Origin of the sequence: Clostridium sp. MCC328 (assembly GCF_018785465.1) — a bacterium.
Classification (GTDB): Bacteria; Bacillota; Clostridia; order Lachnospirales; family Lachnospiraceae; genus Pilosibacter; species Pilosibacter fragilis.
Genome location: NZ_WQPW01000040.1, coordinates 1 through 22,555 on the forward strand (window position 1 = coordinate 1; position 22,555 = coordinate 22,555).

Consider the following 22,555-nt stretch of genomic DNA (forward strand, 5'->3'; position numbering starts at 1 on the left):
TTGAGAGTTCCTCCTTATTCTCTTTTATTATACATGAATTCCTTGAGAATAAGGTGTCAACTTTATTTATACAACATCATATATAGTGCTACTCTTGCGCCATCAGCCAAAAACCGGCAGCCATGGAAATTTATCGTATATCAGGGAGAAGAGAAAGATAAACTGGTTGAGGTTATGCGCCATGGTATAAATTCAGAAAAAATCACACATGAACTTATGCCGGAATGGGCATTTGCAATCCCCGATGCTGAAAATACAGTCAGAATCATGCAGGAGGCGCCGTGCCTTATAGCAGTGCTTAATACAAATCAATATACACCATTTGCAAGCATCGAGAGAGAAAAACGGATCGTAGAAATTTGCGATTCGCTGTCGATCGGTGCGGCTGTTGAGAATATGATATTGACAGCGACCGGATATGGATTAGGTACATTATGGATTGCCAATACCTGCTTTGCCTATAATGAGCTGATAGAATTTATCGGAACAGACAACCAGCTGACAGGAATTGTTGCTGTTGGAGCTGCAAATGAAGCTCCGCCGAAAAGGCCACGAAAAGCATTAAGAGATGTTGTCGAGTATAGATAAAGAAATCTTAGAGAGATTTTAAACTGCCAAACAACGAAGAGATAAAATTCATATTGGAGATGATCAGCTTTGAAGAAAGCATATGAGCAGGAAATAGAAATGTGAACCCGGGTTTTTGAGGAATGTATACCGGTGGATCTGAGAAATCTGGATTTAAAGGTGGAACCCATGTCGTTTGATGGAGTGATCCTGTCCAATGTTCTGGATGTAGTGCCGAAGGACATATCAACAACCGTGATCGATGATCTGGAACGGGTGCTGAAGCCCGGCGGATATTGGTTTATTAAGATGAATCCGTACTATTCAAAAGAAGAGCTTGAAAGCTTTGAATATAAAAATGCGGGTAATAATATTTATGAAAAAGATCATATTATGAGATTAAGACAGGCAACTACAAACTATTGGAAAGAAAAATTTGCACGTTTTGGGAAAGAGATCATATATTTGGAATTCGAATACCCGTGGCAGGAGGGAATGAACCGTCTGTTTGTTTACCAGAGCTAAAGGTGCCAGAAGATTCGCAGCAAGAAGCCGGATACTGAAAGAGATTGTCCGGCTTCTTTTACGAGGTGCGCCAGACGGCGCATTTTGCAGATAGATATAAGCTTCTGGGAGAACGTTTTATTTCTCATGGCAATATTCCCGGATCATTTCCAGAAAATCCCTCGCATGCTGCGGCAGATACCGGTTTTTCCGATAGGCGGCGATGGTAGTTGTGAGGGCCGGTTTATGGCCGACGGAAAAGCAGAGGGCGCGGTTTCCGGTGTACTGGTTTTCATGGTGGAAATAGCTCTCCGGGGCGAAGGCAGCGCCGACGCCGTCCATAGCCAGATGGATCGACATGGAGGAGTTTCTCGTGTGGAGAGAGACCGGTGGATTGATGTTGTACTCTTTAAAGAGATCCAGAGCGATGCCGCCGGTGTTCTGGTCCGGGTAGAGGAGAATGAAGTTTTCCTCTTTTAATAGGGAAAGATCCAGCCACGGGTAGCGGAAGCCGGGGCGGGTAATGGCTTTTGCGGCGAGAGGATGGTTTTCATGCAGGACCAGAACGATCTCCTCAGAGCGCAGGATCTGGTAGTCCATGGTCTCGGGAAATTCATGGATATTGTAAAGGGTCAGGTCGATGGAGGAGGTCTCCAGACTGTTCTCTGCAATGAAATTTACTGCTTCCATGATATTTAAGGTCACATAGGGGTATCGTTTATGAAACGGTGCCAACATTGGCTCGATCAGCGTGCTGCCCATCATGATCGGCACGGCGATGTTTAAGCGGCCGCGCTGGCGGTGAGCGATATCGTCGTATTCCTGCATCCACTCATCGCCGCAGGCAACGATCTGTTCGGCGTAGTGGAGGTAGCGTTCACCCATGTAAGTCGGGTAGTAGCGGTTTTCGTGGCGGCTGAACAGCGGAGCGCCGAGACGTTCTTCCAGGTTCTTTAAGTACTTGCTCAGGGACGGCTGGGAGATATAAAGGGATTCGGCGGCCTTGCCGATGCTCTGGTGGCGGGCGATCGCCAGGATATAGCGGGCTTCTTTTAATTCCATACAGGGCCTCCTCATAGCTTTACTGCATAAAAATTATAGATAATATGTATTTGACGTATAGTATATCACTTTTTATAATGAATGTAAAATATAAGTGTAATTGATGAAAAAACAAATATTTATAAGAAACACTAATTAAAATTTATTACGCACAGTTAAGAAAGGGGCAAACCAATGAAAAAGAGCAGTGCATGGTGCATGCTGGTTCCGGGACTGGTGATCTTATTTCTGTTCCTGATGATCCCGCTGCTTCGCGTTCTGGTTCCAAGCGTGTTTACGGGAGATTACCCGTTCAGCGCATATGTGGACTTTTTTAAGGACGAGTATTACAGAAAGATCTTTTTGAGAACCGTGAAGATCGCGGTCATCACCACCTTTGTCTGTATGGTGGGCGGTATCCCGACGGCGTATTTCATCAGCCGCTGTGATAAGAAGTGGAGAGGACTTCTCCTCTCTGCGTCGATCTTCCCGATGATGACGAACTCCGTTATCCGAAGCTTTGCATGGATCAATATTCTCGGCAGCAACGGGATCATCAACAAGGCAATGATCGCTATGGGACTGATCGAGAAGCCGATGAAGCTTTTATACACCGACTTTTCTATCATCATTGGTTCTGTCTACCTGTTTCTTCCGTTAATGATCGTGACAGTTGCCGGTGTTATGGAAAATATCGATGATGACATGATGGAGGCGGCACAGAGCCTCGGAGCTTCAAGAAGCGAAGCATTCATGAAGGTCATCTTCCCGATGAGTCTTCCGGGAATCATCGTCGGCGGTATTCTGGTATTTACCGGAACCCTGACAGCTTACACGACGCCGCAGTTATTAGGCGGCAACTCCAACATGGTCATGGCGACCCTGATCTACCAGAGAGCGATGTCCGTCAGTGACTGGACCGGCGCGTCCGTGATCGCCCTCATCATGATCGTTGTAACCCTGGTTGTGATCAAAGGATTTAACGCTCTGGCCGCACGGCTGGACCGCAGAGGTGAAGATTATGCGTAAAAATAAAGTGCTGACCATATGGGCAGCGATCGTATTTGCATTTTTGATGATCCCGTTACTGATCATCACCGTAACAGCATTCGGCGGCGGAAGCGCCATCACATTCCCGATCGAGTCCTTCTCGACGAAATGGTTCGCGAACGTGTTCGCGCTAAAGTCTTTCCGCAGATCATTCCTGACCAGCCTTGAGGTCGCGCTCCTCGCGACATGCATCTCTCTTCTGGTCGGAATCCCAGCGGCTTATGCGCTGGCGAGATCCGGTTTAAAAGGAAAGCAGTTATTAAAGTCCATCTTCCTTTCCCCGACCATCGTTCCGGGAATTGTAATCGGCTTTATTATGTACCAGTGCCTGATCCTGACACTCAGGATCCCGGTGTTCGCGGGACTTCTCGCAGGACACTTTATGGTGACACTTCCGTATGTGATCCGCGTAGTCGGTTCTTCGATGGAGCAGTTCGACTTTTCCATCGAGGAGGCGGCGTGGAGCCTCGGATGCCCGAAGGGAGCGGCGTTCTTCAAGGTCGTTCTTCCAAATGTGACCTCCGGAATTTCCTCAGCATTCATGCTGGCGTTCATCAATTCCTTCAACAACATTCCGGTGTCCATGTTCTTATCCGGACCGGGTGTTTCCACATTCCCGTCAACACTGATGAACTATATTGAATACAACTATGATCCGACCGTATCGGCGGTTTCCGTACTTTTAATGGCAGCTACCGTAGTCATCATGGTGATCGTAGACCGCACACTGGGTATCGCAGCCCTGGCGAAATAAGGAGAATATGACCATGGCTTTTATGAGTTTAAATGGAATCGACGTAAGTTACGATAAAAAGAAACAGATCTTAAAGGGGCTGAATCTGGAAGTCGAGGAGGGCGAGCTCGTATCCCTCTTAGGACCCAGCGGATGCGGTAAGTCCACGACACTCCGCGTCGTTGCAGGCTTTATCGACCCGCAGGGCGGAACCTTCACATTAGATGGTGAGGACATGACAAAGGTCCCGGTCCACAAGCGTCAGTTCGGTCTGGTATTCCAGAGCTACGCCCTGTTCCCGCACTTAAGCGTTTATGACAATGTAGCGTTCGGACTCAGGACAAGAAAGATGGACAAGGATGTGATCGACAGGAAGGTCAGGGAGATCCTTGAGGTCTGCGGTCTGACAGAGCTTGCCGACCGTTTCCCGAAGCAGATGTCCGGCGGACAGCGCCAGAGAGTTGCCCTCGCGAGAGCACTTGTCATCGAGCCAAAGTTACTGCTCTTGGATGAACCGTTATCCAACCTTGATGCGAAATTACGACTTTCCATGCGTGTTGAGATCAAACGTCTTCAGAAGCGCCTTGGAATCACCACATTATTTGTCACCCATGACCAGGAGGAATGTTTCTCCATCTCCGATAAAGTTGCCGTTATGAACGGCGGCGTGATCGAGCAGTTCGACACACCGGAGAACATCTACAAGAGACCGGCGACAGAGTTCGTCGCAAGATTCATCGGTTTCGAGAACTTCCTGGAGCTTGCGAAAAAACAGGACGGCGTCTACACAGCACCGGATGGAAGCGAGTTCTTAACTTCCATGGATCTCGATTGCGAGAAATTTGCGGGAACGATCCGCCCGGACGATATCTGTCTGGCAGATGATGTTCAGACAGAGAATGTCTTAAGCGGTAAGATCGGTGTCCGCACATTCCTCGGGAAGAGCTACCAGTACGAGGTTGAGACTTCCGCCGGTGTCCTGAAGGTAAATATGGGAACTGACCATGTTTATAAAGAGGGCGAGGAGATCCGGCTGTATCTGCCGAAGGATAAACTGATCCTGGTGAGAAGATAAAAATTAACTTAGTGATCCATCGCGGGGGCAGAGATTCTGTCAACGCGAAGAAATATTATCTCAAAAGAGAGAAAGAGGAGAAAAACCATGAAAAAAACAGCAGCAGTTGTACTTTGCACAGCAATGATGCTTACCGCTTGCGGCGGCGCATCCACAACAGAGACCACAGCAGCAGGAAGCCAGGCAGCAAGTTCTGAGGCAGCTTCTTCCGCAGAAGAGACAAAGGCAGCTTCCGGAGACGCACAGAAGCTCGTATTATCCACATACGGCCTCAGCGAAGATATCTCCGAAGAAGAGGTTTACACACCGTTTGAGAACGAGTTCAGCTGTGAGATCGTTACTGAGACAGGCGGCACAAACGACCGTTATACAAAGTTAGCGGCAGACCCGAACTCCACCATCGACGTGATCGAGCTCTCCCAGGCTATGACAGCGAAGGGCACTGACGAGGGACTTTTCGATACGATCGACTTAAGCAAGATCCCGAATGCTGAGAAGCTGATCCCGGCTGCAAAGGAGATTGCAGAGGCAGGACAGGGTGTTCCGTACACTATCAACAGCATCGGTATCATCTACAACCCGGAGCTTACAGGATTTGAGCTCACAAGCTTTGATGACCTTTGGGACGAGCGCCTTGCAGGCATGGTTTCCATCCCGGAGATCACAACAACATTCGGACCGGCTATGGTTTACGTTGCAAGCGACCACGCAGGCGTTGACGTAACAACAGACAACGGCGAGGCTGCTTTCAAGGCACTTGCTGACTTAAAGCCGAACCTTGTTAAGACTTACACAAAGTCTTCCGACCTGATCAACATGTTCACATCCGGTGAAGTTGCAGCAGCAGTTGTCGGTGACTTCGGCGTTCCGACGATCGTAGCCGCTAACCCGACACTTGTTTACGTTACACCGGACGGAGCTTACGCTAACTTCAACACCATCAACGTAACAAAGAACTGTGCGAACAAGGAGCTTGCTTACGAGTACATCAACTACCGTATCAGCGAGGAGCTTCAGACAAAGACTGGTAAGGCATTAAACGAGGCACCGACAAACAAGGACGTTACATTCACTGAGGAAGAGTCCAAGGATATGACCTACGGCGACAAGGCTGCAAAAGTTAAGGTTGTTGACTATGCTTTTGTAAACCCGATCTTAAATAACTGGATCGACCAGTGGAACAGAACGATCAACAACTAATAACGAGGAATTTTATATGAGACCCGATTTCATTCTGAAAAATGTCATGGTCTATCAGACCTTCAGACAGTGTTTTGAAAAGCGGGATGTGGCAGTTGCAGGGGAAAAGTTTTATTGCGTTTCCCCTGCAATTTCATATCCGGGAGTGCGGGAGATCGACGGAAAAGGCAGATACATGCTGCCTGGTCTCGTGGATATCCATATGCACATCGAGAGCTCGATGACATATCCGGGCGAGTTTTCAAGGATCACGCTTCCATATGGAGTGACAACGGTGGTTGCCGATGCCCACGAGATGGCGAACGTGTTCGGCATGGACGGCATCCGGGCTTTTATGGCCCAGAAGACGAAGCAGGATATCTTCTGGGCGATCCCGTCAAGTGTTCCGGCGACAAATGAGAAGTTAGAGACAGCCGGGGCATCACTTGGTGCAAAGGAAATTTCTGAGATGGCATCCTTAGATGGAGTTCTCTGCCTTGGGGAGATCATGAACTATAAGGATCTCTCAGCAGAAGGCGAGAGCCGGACGAGGGACCTCATCAATGTGTGCCGGAACGCTGGAAAGAATCTCCGAATCGAAGGGCACTGCCCGGGACTTACGGGGGCGGATCTTAACCGCTTTATCTATGAAGGTGTTGACGCGGATCACACCCAGCAGACACCACAGTCAGTGATGGAGAAGACGGAGCTTGGGATGTTTCTGGAGCTGCAGTTCAAATCCCTGACACCGGAGGTCGTGAAGACTGTCTGCGACCATGAACTCTATGAGAATGTGGCGCTGGTGACGGATGACACGATGGCAGATAAACTTCTGACCGGACATCTCAATAAGATCATCGAGACGGCTGTGAAGGCGGGGATGCCGATGGAGAAGGCGATCTACTGCGCGACCTGGACACCGTCGCGGCGGATGCATCTGGATGACAGAGGGATGATCGCGCCGGGAAAGATCGCAGACTTTATGCTGCTTGACAGTCTGGACGGGATCGAGCCGGTGGTGGTTTATAAGAAGGGCGAGTGTGTGTACTGCAAGGACGAGGAGGCTTACGGTGCGGCAGAAGCTGCGGCGTGCAGTTTCCCGGTTTCTTTCTACCACACGATCAACTGCCGTCCGGCGGAGATCTCCGACTTTGTGTTAAAGGCGGAAGATCCGGACGCGAAATGGGCGGAAGTCAATGTCATGAAGATCGGTACCTTCGGAACGGCGACCACGCCGGTGAAGCGCAGAGTCGAGGTGAAGGACGGTGTGCTTGACTGGAAGTCGGCGGGACTTTCCCTTGCAGTCGTTTTCGAGCGGTACGGCAAGAATGGAAATGTCGGATATGGATTTGTGGAGGGCGCGCTGACGAAACCGGGCGCTGTGGCCACCACGTGGTCCCACGACAGCCATAACCTGTTTGTCCTGGGAACAGATGAGAACGATATGAAACTGGCCCAGAGGCGCGTCCTGGAGCTCCAGGGGGCGTATGTGGTATTCGCCGGAGGAAAGTCCCTGGCGGAGGCGAGACTTACAATCGGCGGCATCGTTTCGGATCAGCCGATCGAGGTCCTCGGACAGGAACTGAAAGAAGTCCGGGCGGCGATGGAAGGTCTTGGATATGTGAACAACAACGTGATCATGTCCATGTCCACGCTTTGTCTGCCGGTTTCACCGAAGTTAAAGCTCACGGATCACGGGCTTTTGACGGTGCCGGGGCAGGAACATGTGCCGTTGGTTGAGAAGTACGGGAAGTAGTTTTACGGCCCGCCGCCGGTTTTTCTCCCCGGATAGTGGAAGAGCCGGATCAGATCGAAATTATGAAGGATGAAATTAGAACGATGAAGAAGATTATCAAAAACGGCATTGTTGTGACGATGAACGCGGCAGGTGATGTCTGGGATCATGGTTATGTAATGTTTGAGGATACGAAGATCCTGGCAGCAGGACCGGAAGATGAGCTTGAGAAAACGCTTCAGGAGCTTACTGCGCAGGGGATCTTAAAAGCTGGCGAGACCTTCGAGGAGATCGATGCGAAGCGCGCCATCGTGATTCCGGGTCTTGTGAACACCCACTGCCACCTCGGCATGATCCCGTTCCGCGGTCTCGGGGACGACTGCAAGGACCGCCTGCGGGTGTTCCTGCTCCCGATGGAGAACCAGGCTATGGACGCGGAGATGGCAAAGCTTTCCACGAGATACGCCATCGGCGAGCTGCTGCTTTCCGGCGTGACGACAGTGCTTGACATGTACTATTTCGAGGAAGTCGTGGCGAAGGTCATGGACGAGATGGGGATCCGCGGAATCGCCGGTGAGACGGTGATGGAAAAGGATTCCTGCGACAGTAAGAACGCGGATGAGGCCATCGAGCGGGGAATTGCGCTCATCGAAGCGTACAAAGATCACCCGCGTGTTTCCGGAGCGATCACGCCCCACGGAACGACGACCTGCAGCCCGGAGACCTTAAAGAGGGCCTATGAGGAGGATGTAAAGGCGGGAACCGTATTTACGCTCCATGTGGCGGAGATGGACTACGAGATGACCCAGTTAAGGGAACAGTATAACATGACGCCCATCGAGTTTATGGAGCATATCGGAGTCCTCGGATCGAATACGCTGGCGGCCCACAGCATCCGCACGACGGAACATGATGTGGAGATCCTCGCGAAGCATGGCGCGTCCGTGGCCCACTGCATCGCCTCCAACACGAAGGCCGCAAAGGGCGTAGCCCCGGTGTCACTGATGCATAAGCACGGCATGTCCGTCGGCTTCGGCACCGACGGTCCGGCGAGCGGAAATACGTTAGACCTGTTCATCCAGATGCGGATGTGTGAGAACTTCCACAAAAATGAGCTCCGTGACCGCAGCGCGTTCCCGGCAAAGGAGGTGGTCTCCATGGCGACCATCGAGGGAGCAAGAGCGTTAGGACTCGGTGACATCACCGGTTCCATCGAGCCCGGAAAACAGGCGGATCTCGTCCTCGTAGAGACCGACTCCCCGAATATGTTCCCGGTATACGATCCGTATTCGGCGCTTGTGTACAGCGCGATTGCATCGAATGTGAGAGATGTTTATGTTGCGGGTGAGTGCCTTGTAAAGGAAAAGAAGCTTGTCCGTGAGGACTTCGCGAAGATCAGGAATGACCTTCGGGAGAAGATGGAGCGGACAGCGTTTAAGGATATGAAGAATCTGGTGTAGAAGGCAAATATCTTGACGGAAACTGTAAAAGTACATATAATTCTGAATATAGGACAAGGGGATAGCTTGAGGAAGAGTTATCTCCTTTTTTTAAAATTTAGAGAGAAAAATACACAGACAGAGGTGCCTGTCAGGCAGCTGGGAGAAAAATAATGAGGATGTTCAGGATAAAAATGACGGCGGCGAGGACAAACCCGCAGCAGATCCGCGAGGTGCGGATCGATTCGGAAAAAACGGTGGGAGAACTTCTGGAACTTGTCCGTATTGTATATGAATATGGGGATGTAAGAGGAAGTCTGTTAAATGAGGCGGGAGCCAGCCAGTCCCCGGAGACAAAGCTTAAGGACCGGATCCACGTCAGAGATCTCCTGACCGTAAATTATACGGACAAATCGATCACACCGATTTATCTGGAAGTCCTTGAGGAGTTTGATGGATCCGGGGAGACAGCCCCGATTCTCGAAAGATACAGGACAATTCCAAGGCGGACAAGAAAGACGGCATTTGGTTATCCTGCGTTTGCGCCTGAAGAGGCGGAGCGCTTTCAAAAATATCTGAATAAGGAGATCAGTAAGGTATTCGCCCCGGAACTTGTGGTGCCGGACTTTGCCTGGGAAATTGCGACACCATGGCAATCATTGCTGGATTCCGGCACGGCTGCGGATCTGAAAATATTAATAAAAGAAAACAAGCTTCCCGTCAATGTCTATCTGAGAAAAGCGGAGCTGGAAAAGGGGATCATAAAAGAAGCAGGAAAATCAGATTTCTGGGAAAATATCATGCAGACAATGGGAATCACTGAGTATTTTCAGGTCAAAGAGCTCTGCATTCAGGGCAGTAAATTTGTAAATGGAGACGCGGTGGATACAACATTCCCGGTTTTAAGCAGGAACCGGCTTGTTGATGAGAATTACTGGTACCGCACGATACTGGCAAAAGAATTCATGGAATTTTTTGAAAACTGGCTGGGGAGCGGAAAAGAAAGAGAATACATAAAGGACCATGCGGAGCAGACCTGTTTTCTGGCAGCATGCAGGCTTTACGGCTTTGCGGACCGGGAGCTGGTGACTGAATTTTATAAGATCTTGTGTCCGGAGCAAAATGCGGCAGAGCGGGTAGGAAACTTCTGGAAACAGGCGATGCAGTGTGCACTCCAGTATAATATCAAAAAGATAGTGGGGATGGAAGTCTACTATGATTCGCAGAGTGTTTCCTCCAATTCTGTAAAGCTGTTATATCGGTCATTTCTTACGTCAGACCGGTTCCATTATGTTCCGACAAAGGCGGAGATCGAGGATATCGCAATTTCCGGTATCGGCTTTTCGGAAAAAGACAGGGAAGCGCTGATAGACATGATGGAGAGAAAATACCGCTGTGAGAGAACGAACGGAAGATTTATTGTTGGGGAACTAGAAAAAGCGATACATACAGGAATTCCGGCGGGAGAGCTTACCGGGTATCTTCAGAAGGCATTATTATCGGGCAGAAGATCCTCATACCTTGGCGATATCATGGAGATTCTTGAACGTGCGCAGCGGACGGTGAGGAAAATACCACTGGGAGGATATACGGAGACGGAGATCAACCGTGCGGTGACAAAGAAAAAAGTAGTACGGGTCGAAAAGAAGATATATCCGAATGACCCGTGTCCGTGCGGTTCCGGAAAGAAATACAAGAATTGCTGTGGAAGAAGGTGAGAGGCGTGGGGACAAAGAATGAGATAGTTTACGATCTCAGACATTTTGAGAGAGATTTCAATGGGACAGAGCAGGTCAATGGTCTGGAGCTGGCTCTGGTGGAGCCTAAAAAAGATATCAGGATTAAGATGCTGGCAAACGAGCAGAGGGAGGCTGGGATTCCTTATGTGTCAGGGGATAAGATCTTTTCACTGAGGGCAGTCTGGAAGAATGATTCCAATACGCAGAGCGCGTTATGCAACGTGTACGTGGACGAAACACACGGGGAATGGATCTCGGCAAACTGCAGCTGCTCAGAATTTAATAGGAACAGATATTGCTGCCATCATGTCACCGCGCTTCTCTCCCAATATCTGATGGATCATTGGGGAACGGAAATTTTCCGGGGAACAAAAATCGAAAAGAAGCTGGCGGAGCAGGCCGGAGTACCGGATCCATTTGTTCCGGGAGTTCTGAGAAAAACGGATCAGGATCTTCTTGAAATGTTGAACATGCCCCAGGTCGGGAATATGGATCCGCTGGCGGAATTTGCGACAAACACGGAGCTTCATATGGAATGCCATCTGGCGAAAGAAAAGGGTGGTGTCTCCCTGGAGCTGAAGATCGGAAGTAAGAGAAGGTATGTGGTAAAAAGCATGCTGGAATTATTTAGATCCTGCGATGAGGGAAGAGTGTACCAGATCGGAAAGACAGACTGTCTTTCATCGCTTGACCAGTTTGACATGGATGGGCGGAGAGCGATGGAGCTTCTGCTGGGACAGTACCGTCATAAAAAGAGCACACCATATTTCTCAACTATGTTTCTGCGCACGAGTGGCAGTTACAATGAGAGATATGTTTATCTGGAAGGACGCGATCTTGACGCATGGATGGAAAATGTGGGAGAGATTCCATGCTATGTCGGAGATGATCAGGTAAGAATCAGACTTGATGGTGCGGGACCGGAGATTTCCATGGAGAGGCAGCCATATGGAATGCTTTTAAAGACGGAAAGCTTTTTTATCCTTGCTAAGACGGAAGACTGGATCTATTTTCAGACAGGAGACAGGGTCAGCCGTACCAGGAATCAGCAGGGTGGACGTTTGGGAGAAATTTTGGAGCTATTGTCTGGAAAGTCGGAATTTTATATCAGAAATAAAGAACTTCCCCTGTTTTTTGGGCAGATGCTTCCAGCAATTGAGGATCAGACAGAGATCCAGACAACGGGATTTGCGCTGGATGAGTATCGTCCGGAGATCCCGAAAGTATCGATCTATCTTGATATTTCCCAGGATGAGATCATCTCCTGCCAGGTAAAATGCAGGTATGACAGAAGCGGGAAAGAATATCTTCTTTATGATGAGGCAGACCGTTCCGTGAGAAACAACGGATTTGAGGAAGAGCTGCGGAGAGTGACTGGAAAATATTTCAATGCTTATGATGAGACCAACAAGTCAATGTGTCTTTCCGGCGGTCCGGAGGAGCTGTATCATTTCCTGACGGAGAGTGTGACCGAGTTAGGAAAATCCGGGGAAGTATTTATTTCGGACGCGCTTCAGAAACTGAAGGTGCGGAAGCTGCCATCGGTGGATATCGGAATCCGCATGGATACAGGTCTTCTTTATATGTCGATTCAGGCGCCGGATATGACAAAGGATGAGCTTGCGGAGATCCTGTCGTTATATTCAAATAAAAAGAAATTTTTCCGCCTGAAAAATGGCAGCTTTATGACAACAGATCCGGAAAAACAGAAGGAGTGGGCGGTTCTTGCTGAGACCTTTTTACAGTATGGAAAGAAAGATCCGGCGAGTATGGAGATTCCGGCGTTCCGGGCACTTTATCTGGACGAGATGCTGAAGAACCGGGATGGGATTAGCCTTGAGGAGAATCGGAAGTACAAAGAGCTGCTCTTTAATATGGATACAGCAAAAGAGGCAAATGATGAGGTCCCGGAATCCTTGAGGGGAATCCTGCGCCCGTATCAGGCGGATGGATTCCGGTGGATGAAGACGTTAAAACGATGCGGCTTCTGCGGAATCCTTGCGGATGACATGGGACTTGGAAAGACTCTTCAGATGCTGACGTTCCTGCTATCTGAGAAAGAGGAAGGAAAGACAGGAGATGAACTGCGGACGTTGATCGTTACTCCGGCTTCTCTTGTATACAACTGGAAAAAAGAGATCGGCCAGTTTGTGCCGGAGCTTTCCTGCAAGGTGATTACAGGAAATGCGGCAGAGCGGCAGGAAATGATCCAGAATGAGGAAGATAGGGACATCTGGATCACATCCTATGACCTTCTGAAACGCGATATTGCATGCTACGAGAATATCCGGTTCGCAAATCAGGTGATCGATGAAGCGCAGTACATCAAAAACCATGGTACCCAGGCGGCAAAGAGTGTGCGTCTGATCCAGAGTGGATTCCGGATGGCGCTGACGGGAACTCCGATGGAAAACCGTCTCAGTGAGCTTTGGAGTATTTTCGATTTCCTGATGCCAGGCTTCCTTTATGGATACCAAGGCTTCCGGGAGAAATTTGAAGAAGCGATCATGAATGACAGAGATGAAGAAGTGAGTGCGAGATTGCGCAGCATGGTACATCCGTTTATTCTTCGCCGACTGAAAAAGGATGTGCTCACGGAGCTTCCGGACAAGATCGAAAAGACGGTAACGATTGAGCTTGAAGGAGAGCAGAGAAAGCTGTATGACGCATACGCAAAGCGGCTGAAACTGTATCTGGAAAAGCAGAGCAAAGAGGAATTTAAACAGAGCAAGCTGGAAGTATTGAAGGAACTCACAAGACTGCGCCAGCTTTGCTGCGGTCCGGAGTTATTTCTGGAAAACTATCACGGTGAAAACGCGAAGATGGATGCCTGTGTGGAACTTGTGAGACAGGCAGTCGACGGTGGACATAAGGTGCTTCTGTTCTCCCAGTTTACGAGTGTGTTGGATGAAATTGAAAAGGCGCTTGCGAAAGAGAAAATCGAGGATCACCGAATTGATGGAAGCGTGTCGAAGGAGCAGAGGATCCGGCTTGTGGATTCCTTTGAGACGGACGATGTTCCTGTGTTCTGTATTTCCTTGAAAGCTGGTGGTACAGGACTGAACCTGACGGCGGCAGATATCGTGATCCACTACGATCCATGGTGGAATGTCGCTGCGCAGAATCAGGCAACAGACCGTGCGCACCGGATCGGTCAGAGGAACACGGTGACGGTCTATGACCTGATCGCGGAGAACACGATCGAGGAGCAGATCAAAAAGCTTCAGGAGAGCAAGAGTGCTCTTGCGGAGGAGATCTTGTCTGGAGAAGGAATCCAGAGTATTGTACTGGATCGGGATGAGATTTTGAAGATGCTGTAAAAGTGTATTGCCGCTTCAGATAAGCTGGGGTAGTGCATTCAGAAGAAGTAAAGGTCACTTGGCACCCTTTGATCGGTGGGAGTCATGTGACCTTTGTCTTATTCACGGAATTTTCTACGATAAACTTGATTGAGTAATGTGGTGAGAAAATTCCTTTTCGATATCTTTTTGGTAGACGGGATGAAGCGCGGATTCCACCAGAATAAAGTTTAAGATCTTCCCCTGTGCATTCTCAATCCTGAGCTTCGCGTGTACTGCCTGCGAGCGGGAGCGGAGACGGCTGGAGAGATGGTTGATGATTTTTCCGATATCCATGTAAGAAATCCCTTCCTGTAGATGGATTTTAGCTTTAAGATCCATTGGATCATGTAGCAGAAGCAGTTCCTCTGCGAAAAAAAGCAAATCCAAATATTACTTCGGAACCTAAATATATGGCAGAACCGGAGAAATATCAATGATAGTTCAGAAAGTGAAATAACGTGAGGATAGAAATAAAAAGATCCTGCCCCATAGTAAGACAGGATCTTCGGCGATACTCCTGCAGGAGTACAAAATTGTTTATATGATCAGTGATTGAGGGTTAATCCACCAGCTCATTCTGATGTCTCGACAAATGCTCATAGGGCAGGATCAGGCGTCCGCGGTAGAGGCCGCAGCCATCGTTTACGAGGTCATTATTGATGGCGGAGAACATGTTTACGTCGAGGTCGGCGAGGTTTAAGGTTACGAGGCGGCGGCAGCGCTCGTAGGCTTCATCAAAGTAGACGCATTCGCCCACAGGGATCTCGTCGCGGCGGGCGCGCTCGCCCTCCTGGCGCTTCTCGTAGCTTAAGTGGTTGGCGACACCGATCTCCGCAATATCGTCCATGTGCTTGGTGCGGAGCTGGACTTCCATATAGCTGCGGGAGCTGTTGTCGTAGAAGGTGATGTGGAGTGACTGGTAGTCCTCAGAAGTATTTCCACAGATATAGTCGCGATAGTAAGACTTCACATCATCGTTTAATAACGGCGAGGTGCTTTTCTTCACACCGCAGGCCGGTTCCGCGGTAAATCCCCGCTCTTCGAGAAAGCCCGGAAGTTCGTTGGCGATCTGGTAGAGGTATCGGAGGTCAGCTTCTTCCTGAGATTCATCAGGTTTCAGGTAGCATTTCGGCAGAGAAGTCACGATCCGGTATGCGATCAGATCCCGAAAACAGCTGAGGCGCTGCTTGAGTTCGGAAATCGACGGGTAGGCCTTATTTTCCATATAGTAATCATAGATATATTCGACGATGTAGCCGTTGAACTTTGCCTCCGCGCGGATCAGGGATTTGATGCGCCCTTTGAAGTTAAAGGCCAAAAGCGGATATTCCTTTGCCATATGGATATAAAATTCCCGGATCTTCTGGGACTGGGCAGTAAGGAAATCATTGTGCTCGAGCAGCTCCCGGATCTGGAGCAGAAAGTTCGCATGCATCAGGTCGATCTCATTGCCGGTGCATTTTGCCTCTTTCTTCAGGTCCTGGCTGTAGTTTTTTAAAATTTTGAACATGGTATCGCCGGAATAAAGATAATCATTTAATGTAACCATGGATGTCACTCCTCTGTCGTAGATAATTACATTTTACCAGAATTACCGTCATTGGCAAGAAAAATTGCTTGCCTTAAAAGTTAGTCTATGCTAACATATCACAGACAACTGTACGGCAGCGTATGTCAGAGAGGTCTTCCTGCGATCCTCATGGAGCGCGGAGGCGGCGGAAAATTTACGGACAGCGAAGTTCAGGCATATAAGCAGGATGTGAAGAATATTATGATCCGCATGGGACTTCTTTCCGGTGAAGAGGTTCATACAGTGCAGCAGAAAAATGTGACCAGAGCAGAGTATCTGGAGGCAGAGACAGATGGATTGTGGTATCCGGTATTTTCCGCAGGAGATACGTTCGCGGGAGGTGCGGTTCTGGGAACGGTGAGAGATATCTGGGGAAACCTTTTACGGGAGTATCGGGCAGACTATCCGGGAATCGTTCTGTACCAGACGGTGGGTCTTGGCGTGAAAGCCGGGGATCCGCTGATTGCCTATGGGGAATATGTGGATAGATAAATAACAGATGTGAAATAAAAATGTCAATAAAAAGCCATTTTATGGGAAAGTCCTGAAATTCAGGAGATATCCATAAAATGGCTTTTTATGCTGCCATGCATACGAAAGAAGCTGCCGGCGGCAGGTTTCGCAGGCACGCACTGGAGCAAACAGGATATTAAATTTTAAAGCATTTCTGCAGATCCCGATACTGTCCGAGAACCAGGATCGTATTGCCGTCTTCAAAGACGGTTTCCGGCTTGACGGAGAAATCCAGAGTGCCGTTTCGACGGACGGCGATGATGTTGATGCCGTATTTTTTCCGGATATCGATCTCACCTACGCTCATGCCAACCCATCGTTCCGGAAGATCAACCTCATAGATATCGTAGTCGCCCTCCAGATTGACAAAATCAAGAATGTGGTCGGAGCTGAAGCGGATCGCAGTCCATTTTGCAAGCTGCTGTTCCGGGTAGACGACCTGATCGGCACCGTTCCGCAGAAGAAATTTCTGGTGAACATCACTGGAAGCGCGGGAGACAACAAGCTTTGCGCCGAGCTCCTTTAAGAGTGAGGTCGTTTCAAGGGAACTCTGGAAGTTATCGCCGATCGCGACGATGCAGGCATCAAAATTGCGGATTCCCAGAGAGGAAAGGAAGGACTCGTTTGTACTGTCACCGATCTGTGCTTCTGTCACATAGGGAAGGACTGCGTTGACGCGTTCCTCCGTACTGTCAACGGCCATGACCTGATGTCCGAGGTTGTGAAGATGCATGGCAACATGTTTTCCAAAACGGCCGAGGCCGATCAAAAGAATTGATTTCATAATTTTCTCCTTAAATATATTATCCGACGGAAATTTTTTCCTGCGGGAATTTTCCGCACTGAATCTTGTACCCGGACATGGTTGCGTAGATGATCGTGAGTCCGCCAACGCGGCCGATGAACATAAATGTGATCAGGATCAGCTTCGATGGAACGGAAAGTGTCGGGGTGATCCCGAAGCTCAAGCCTACCGTAGCAAGCGCAGAAATCGCCTCAAACAGACACGGTATAAGAGGCAGGCTTTCCAGAATGCTGAGCGTCATGGCACACAGGATACCGAGGCTTGTATACATGAAAAAGATCGCGATCGCCGTGGCAACAATATCGGGGATAATACGCCGTTTAAACATTTCCGGGCTGTCCTTTCTGGCAAAGACAGCAGTCGCACAGGAGATCAGAACGGCCAGAGTGGTCGTCTTGATTCCGCCGGCGGTGGATCCCGGACTTCCGCCGACCAGCATGAGAAGGATCATAAGGAGCTGGCCGGATTCCCGCATGGAGGAAAGATCCGCTGTATTAAAACCGGCAGTTCGCGTTGTCACCGACTGGAATAAGGATACAAGGATCCGTTTTCCGGCCGGGATATCCTGAAATTCCAGAAAAAAGAAGAGGATAGCCGGGATAAAGATCAGTGCCAGCGAGTAGGAGAGGATGACCTTACTCTGCATCCGGTATCGGGAAATATGGTGCCGGTTTCTGTAAATATCATCCCAGGTCAGGAAACCGATTCCGCCGATCACGATAAGCAGGATGATCACGAGATTGATCAGCGGGTCATATGCGTAGGATGTCAGGGAGGAATATGCTCCCCGGACACCAAGCAGATCGATTCCGGCATTGCAGAATGCGGATACGGAGTGGAATAAAGACATCCAGAGTCCCCGGAAAAGACCAAAATCGCGGCAGAATACAGGTGCCATCAGGAGAGCGCCGATCAGTTCGATACCGAGAGTGACTCTTACAATAAAACCGGTCAGGCGGACAACTCCTCTGAGCTGAGGGGCAGCGACCGATTCTGCCATGATACTCCGCTGGGAAAGACCGATCTTCTTTCCGGAGAGGATCGTAAAGGAAGCGGAGATCGTCACAACGCCGAGACCGCCGGTCTGGATCAGAAGCAGAATTACGGCATGTCCAAAGGAAGACCAGTAGGTTCCGGTGTCACAGACCACAAGACCGGTCACGCAGACGGAGGTGACGGAGGTAAACAGGGCGTTTACAAATGGAGTCCAGCTTCCGTCCGCGGAGGATACCGGCAGCATCAGGATGCCGGCGCCGAGCAAGATCACGAAGGCAAAGCCTAAAACAATGATCTGAAATGAATTTAACCGTCTGAAAGCGGAAAGAATACGAAACATAATCTGAATCCTTTCATAAAGCATTTGTTCCATTATAAACGTTTATGGATGTAAAGAAAAGCGAAATTTATGGATTTTAAAGTTCTGAAAATTCCTGATTCGCACAGGAAATTATAAAGAGTGGCTGGATCCGTTCTGGTCTGCGAAAAGTGTGAGAGGTGGACGTGTAGAAATTATTTCCAGGTGGTCTGTTTAAAAATGTTGTAATTACAACATACGAAAGCTGATTTCGCGGATATAATGTGTACATGGTTCGGCGGTGCCGGACAGGGAAACATGATGACTTATCGGTTATGGCTGCCGCAGGGACGGCAGGCGTGTCAGGATAATTTGAGATCGGCAAAACTGCGAAGACAGTGTTGGCTGCTTGTATGGGCTGCCTGGAGTCACGCGGGAAGAGTCGGGGAAATATATGGAGGTATATGAAATGGATCAAAAAATGTTCTGTTATCAGTGTGAGCAGACCGCAGGCTGCGCGGGATGTACCGGGGGCACGGGTGTCTGCGGAAAGACGGCGGAGACAGCAAGGCTGCAGGACCAGCTTGTAGGTGCGATGATCGGGCTTGCGAGAGCGGCAGAAGGCGTGGAATGTCCGGGAGATCGAGTGTACCGCACGGTGATCGAGGGGCTTTTTACGACACTTACGAATGTAAGCTTTGATGATGACGCGATCCGGGCGCAGATTGAGAAGACGCACAGGGAGAAGGAGCGGCTGCTCGCAGCGCCGGTGAAGAAAAGTGCAGGACCGCGCGAAAAGGCAGCGGGAGAGTCAGGTGCGGCAGCAAGTGTGCAAGATACGGATGATTATAATCTCGGTCTGCTGTGGGACATGGACCCTGATATCCGCTCCCTGAAATCCCTGATCCTGTTCGGATTAAAGGGTATGGCGGCGTACGCGTACCATGCGCTGATGCTGGGGGCATCTGATGAGACGGTAAACCAGTTCTTCTTAACGGGGCTCCGGGAGATCGCAAAAGACGGCACCGTCGAAAGCCTGCTCCCGACGGTCCTGAAGGTCGGCGAGGTGAACCTCACCTGCATGGCGATGCTGGACGCAGCAAACACGGGAACTTACGGGACTCCGATCCCGGTCAGCGTACCGCTTGTAGTAGAAAGAGGACCGTTTATCGTTGTGACGGGACATGACCTCAAGGACCTGGAGCTTCTCTTAAAGCAGACAGAGGGAAAAGGCGTTAACATCTACACCCACGGCGAGATGTTGCCGGCCCACGCTTACCCGGAGCTCAGAAAGTATCCGCAGTTAAAGGGCAATTTCGGAACTGCATGGCAGAATCAGCAGAAGGAATTTGCGGATATCCCGGCTCCGATCCTCTTTACCACAAACTGCCTGATGCCGCCGAAGAAATCCTACGCGGACCGCGTGTTCACGACGGAGGTCGTAGCATATCCGGGAATGGTTCATATCGATGATGAGAAAGACTTTACCCCGGTGATCGAGAAGGCGCTGGAACTCGGCGGATATCAGGAAGACCGCCAGTTTACGGGAATCAACGGCGGAACTCAGGTCATGACAGGATTCGGACATGGAACGATCCTTTCCATGGCTGATCAGGTCATCGACGCGGTAAAATCCGGCGCGATCAGACATTTCTTCCTCGTTGCGGGCTGCGATGGCGCGAAGCCGGGAAGAAACTACTATACGGATTTTGTAAAGCAGACTCCGGCGGACAGCATTGTCCTGACACTGGCGTGCGGCAAGTTCCGCTTTAATGATCTGGACCTTGGAAATATCGGCGGTCTCCCGCGGATCATGGACATGGGCCAGTGCAACGATGCCTACGGTGCCATCAAGGTGGCTATGGCGCTGGCTGAGGCGTTTGGGTGCGAGGTGAACGAGCTTCCGCTGTCCTTCGTGCTCTCCTGGTATGAGCAGAAGGCAGTGTGTATTCTCCTGACACTCCTGCATCTTGGGATCAGGAATATCCGCCTCGGCCCGTCCTTACCGGCGTTCCTCTCCCCGAATATCCTGAATTTCCTTGTGGAAAATTATGGAATCGGGCCGGTGACAACGCCGGAGGAGGATTTGAAGGCGTTATTGGGATAAGATAAAAAGCCCCCGGATAGGGAATGTGCCATCGGTCAGTTGACCAGCTGCGGTAGTTCCTTATCCGGGGACTTTACTTATGTACTTAAATTACAGTGATCCGCATGATCTGCGGTCAACCGAATTTTACAGATGCTGTAAAAGCTCCAGCTGTTCTCCGTTCGGTCCGATAAAAAATGCGTTGCGGATGCCGCCGAAGATCGGGAGGTCAGCTGCCTTGTCGACACCGCCCCGGAAGTTTGTGATCCCGGCTGCCTTTAAGTCTGCGATGGCAGCGTCGATGTCATTGACTTCGATTGCGATGTGCGGGAAGAGACCGCCCTGGGCGGTCACATCAGTGCCGTCATGTGGCTCGATGATCTCGAGGTCAAAGCCCGGCATGCTGACGATCTTGATGTGGTTAGTTCCAAGCGGCTTCTGGACATCGGCCTGTCCAGTGACCTTTCCACCGAGACATTCGTAGAATTTTATGGATGTTTCAAGATCCTTTGTGAAAAGCGCGATATGCGCAAGTCCTGTGATGTGTTTCATGATAAGAATCCTTTCCGCGTTCCAGCGCAGCAAATCTCCAGATAAAAGCACCAGATCAGAAGCAGATGGTCTTACCTGAGTGATCCTACAGAGGCGGAAACGCTGTTGCTGTAGTTTTTCTATCTCAAACTATGCTTATTATAGGATTATTTGAAACAGAGTGCAAGAAAAAAGTAAGCGACTGATCCCTGCCCGTGTACAGCAACAATTTTCTCAGTGACGGGCAGAAAAAACTGTGCTATACTCTTGTATTATGAAAAATTTTATTGTATTTGATTTGGAATGGAACCAGAACCCGGGCGGTAAAGAAGCGTCTGTGGAGCGGCTTCCTTTTGAGATCTTTGAGATCGGAGCAGTAAAACTGAATGAAGAGCGTGAGAAGGTCGCAGAGTTTCACCGGATCATCCGTCCCTGCGTGTACCGCCAGATGCACCGGATCATCTCTGAGGTGACCCATGTTTCCATCGAAGAGTTAGAGCGGGATGGAGAGCCGTTTGCGGCGGTAATGGAGGATTTCCTTAAATGGTGCGGAGAGGACTGCATATTCTGCACCTGGGGAAGTATGGACCTTACGGAACTGCAGAGGAACATGGTCTATCATGGGATGACGATCCCGTTCCCGAAACCGTTCCTTTTTTATGATGTCCAGAAACTGTACAGCCTGTGTTATCAGGACGGAAAGGCGAGAATTTCGTTGGATGAGGCGGTGGAGTCCTTTGCACTTGACGTGGACGCGCCGTTTCATAGGGCGCTTGGCGACGCAGAGTATACGGGACGTGTGATGCGGGCCATGGATTTTGAGTCTGTGAAGGACTATGTGTCCGTGGACTACTATATGCCGCCGGAGAGCGAGGATGAGGAGTTCACGCTGCGTTTCCCGGAGTACACGAAGTTTGTGTCCCGGATGTTTGAGACAAAGGAAGAGGCGATGGAGGAGAAGCGGGTGACAGATGTTGTCTGCACGAAGTGCCGCCGGATGTTGAGGAAAAAGATCCGCTGGTTTTCCTCGGGGCAGCGCTATTACCTCTGCCTTGCGACATGTCCGGAACACGGCATGATGAAAGGAAAAATCCGGATGAAAAAGTCGGAGGACGGCAGAGTTTTTGCCGTAAAGACGGTAAAACCGGTGGATGAGGAAGGTGCAGAAGCTGTTTTCCTGAAAAAAGAGGAGGCCCGGATCCGCCGTGCGGAGAAAAGCAGGCAGAAGAAACTCCATGGAGTGGAATAGAGGCGGCAGCCCGGAAGATACGGCAGCAATTGAGCACTTTGCTCCTGAAAAAACGGATGTGAAAAGATAGAAAAAGAGCAGAGGTATTGCTTCAAAAAGCATAC

The 22,555-nt window shown here is 49.8% G+C and carries 19 protein-coding genes; 13 read left to right on the top strand and 6 right to left on the bottom strand.

Features of this window, described 5'->3' with window-relative positions:
- On the top strand, positions 1–588 hold the full coding sequence (locus GPK83_RS07530; RefSeq protein WP_252196270.1) for a nitroreductase family protein: 588 nt from the start codon (positions 1–3) through the stop codon (positions 586–588).
- A 132-nt stretch (positions 589–720) separates the two neighbouring features.
- On the top strand, positions 721–1,092 hold the full coding sequence (locus tag GPK83_RS07535; RefSeq protein ID WP_215704439.1) for a class I SAM-dependent methyltransferase: 372 nt from the start codon (positions 721–723) through the stop codon (positions 1,090–1,092).
- 117 nt (positions 1,093–1,209) lie between these two features.
- On the opposite strand, the gene GPK83_RS07540 is transcribed toward GPK83_RS07535, so the two are convergent.
- Positions 1,210–2,133 (bottom strand): LysR family transcriptional regulator, encoded by a 924-nt coding sequence (locus tag GPK83_RS07540; protein ID WP_215704440.1) that lies wholly within the window; start codon positions 2,131–2,133, stop codon positions 1,210–1,212.
- A gap of 174 nt (positions 2,134–2,307) precedes the next feature.
- Here GPK83_RS07540 and GPK83_RS07545 point away from each other — a divergent pair, with 174 nt between their 5' ends.
- The 8 genes from GPK83_RS07545 to GPK83_RS07580 all read left to right on the top strand — a co-directional run bounded on the left by GPK83_RS07545 (position 2,308) and on the right by GPK83_RS07580 (position 14,382).
- Positions 2,308–3,141 (top strand): ABC transporter permease, encoded by an 834-nt coding sequence (locus tag GPK83_RS07545; RefSeq protein ID WP_118531193.1) that lies wholly within the window; start codon positions 2,308–2,310, stop codon positions 3,139–3,141.
- Positions 3,134–3,916, top strand: a complete 783-nt coding sequence (locus GPK83_RS07550; RefSeq protein ID WP_021904003.1) for an ABC transporter permease — start codon at positions 3,134–3,136, stop codon at positions 3,914–3,916. The genes GPK83_RS07545 and GPK83_RS07550 overlap by 8 nt, the downstream gene beginning before the upstream one ends.
- Before the next feature lie 13 nt (positions 3,917–3,929).
- Positions 3,930–4,970, top strand: a complete 1,041-nt coding sequence (locus GPK83_RS07555; protein ID WP_215704441.1) for an ABC transporter ATP-binding protein — start codon at positions 3,930–3,932, stop codon at positions 4,968–4,970.
- Positions 4,971–5,057: 87 nt separating this feature from the next.
- Positions 5,058–6,170: an ABC transporter substrate-binding protein gene (locus GPK83_RS07560; RefSeq protein ID WP_215704442.1), complete on the top strand. Its 1,113-nt coding sequence runs from the start codon at positions 5,058–5,060 to the stop codon at positions 6,168–6,170.
- 16 nt (positions 6,171–6,186) lie between these two features.
- Positions 6,187–7,905: an adenine deaminase C-terminal domain-containing protein gene (locus tag GPK83_RS07565; RefSeq protein WP_215704443.1), complete on the top strand. Its 1,719-nt coding sequence runs from the start codon at positions 6,187–6,189 to the stop codon at positions 7,903–7,905.
- Positions 7,906–7,967: 62 nt separating this feature from the next.
- Positions 7,968–9,344, top strand: coding sequence for an amidohydrolase (locus tag GPK83_RS07570; RefSeq protein WP_345941787.1), 1,377 nt, complete (start codon positions 7,968–7,970; stop codon positions 9,342–9,344).
- A gap of 158 nt (positions 9,345–9,502) precedes the next feature.
- On the top strand, positions 9,503–11,041 hold the full coding sequence (locus tag GPK83_RS16860; protein WP_252196271.1) for an SEC-C domain-containing protein: 1,539 nt from the start codon (positions 9,503–9,505) through the stop codon (positions 11,039–11,041).
- Positions 11,023–14,382, top strand: coding sequence for an SNF2-related protein (locus tag GPK83_RS07580; protein ID WP_215704444.1), 3,360 nt, complete (start codon positions 11,023–11,025; stop codon positions 14,380–14,382). Before GPK83_RS16860 ends, GPK83_RS07580 begins: the two co-directional genes overlap by 19 nt.
- Before the next feature lie 114 nt (positions 14,383–14,496).
- Here GPK83_RS07580 and GPK83_RS07585 read toward each other — a convergent pair whose 3' ends face one another.
- Together GPK83_RS07585 and GPK83_RS07590 are read right to left on the bottom strand one after the other, a co-directional pair.
- A complete protein-coding gene (locus GPK83_RS07585; protein ID WP_117483827.1) occupies positions 14,497–14,697 on the bottom strand; it encodes a hypothetical protein in 201 nt (66 codons plus the stop codon).
- Positions 14,698–14,962: 265 nt separating this feature from the next.
- Positions 14,963–15,952: a guanosine polyphosphate pyrophosphohydrolase gene (locus GPK83_RS07590; protein ID WP_215704445.1), complete on the bottom strand. Its 990-nt coding sequence runs from the start codon at positions 15,950–15,952 to the stop codon at positions 14,963–14,965.
- A gap of 87 nt (positions 15,953–16,039) precedes the next feature.
- Here GPK83_RS07590 and GPK83_RS07595 point away from each other — a divergent pair, with 87 nt between their 5' ends.
- On the top strand, positions 16,040–16,465 hold the full coding sequence (locus GPK83_RS07595; RefSeq protein ID WP_252196272.1) for a hypothetical protein: 426 nt from the start codon (positions 16,040–16,042) through the stop codon (positions 16,463–16,465).
- A gap of 157 nt (positions 16,466–16,622) precedes the next feature.
- On the opposite strand, the gene GPK83_RS07600 is transcribed toward GPK83_RS07595, so the two are convergent.
- Both GPK83_RS07600 and GPK83_RS07605 read right to left on the bottom strand, forming a co-directional pair.
- Positions 16,623–17,270, bottom strand: coding sequence for a TrkA family potassium uptake protein (locus GPK83_RS07600; RefSeq protein WP_215704446.1), 648 nt, complete (start codon positions 17,268–17,270; stop codon positions 16,623–16,625).
- Between the two features lie 19 nt (positions 17,271–17,289).
- The gene (locus GPK83_RS07605) at positions 17,290–18,627 is read right to left on the bottom strand and encodes a potassium transporter TrkG (protein WP_215704447.1); all 1,338 of its coding nucleotides are present in this window, start codon (positions 18,625–18,627) and stop codon (positions 17,290–17,292) included.
- Between the two features lie 427 nt (positions 18,628–19,054).
- On the opposite strand from GPK83_RS07605, the gene hcp reads away from it, so the two are divergent.
- Positions 19,055–20,692, top strand: a complete 1,638-nt coding sequence (hcp, locus tag GPK83_RS07610; protein ID WP_215704449.1) for a hydroxylamine reductase — start codon at positions 19,055–19,057, stop codon at positions 20,690–20,692.
- 126 nt (positions 20,693–20,818) lie between these two features.
- Here hcp and GPK83_RS07615 read toward each other — a convergent pair whose 3' ends face one another.
- On the bottom strand, positions 20,819–21,223 hold the full coding sequence (locus tag GPK83_RS07615; RefSeq protein WP_133304030.1) for a VOC family protein: 405 nt from the start codon (positions 21,221–21,223) through the stop codon (positions 20,819–20,821).
- Between the two features lie 253 nt (positions 21,224–21,476).
- Between GPK83_RS07615 and GPK83_RS07620 the strand changes: the two genes are divergently transcribed.
- Positions 21,477–22,451, top strand: coding sequence for a 3'-5' exonuclease (locus GPK83_RS07620; protein WP_117503610.1), 975 nt, complete (start codon positions 21,477–21,479; stop codon positions 22,449–22,451).
- The last annotated feature ends 104 nt before the right edge of the window (positions 22,452–22,555 follow it).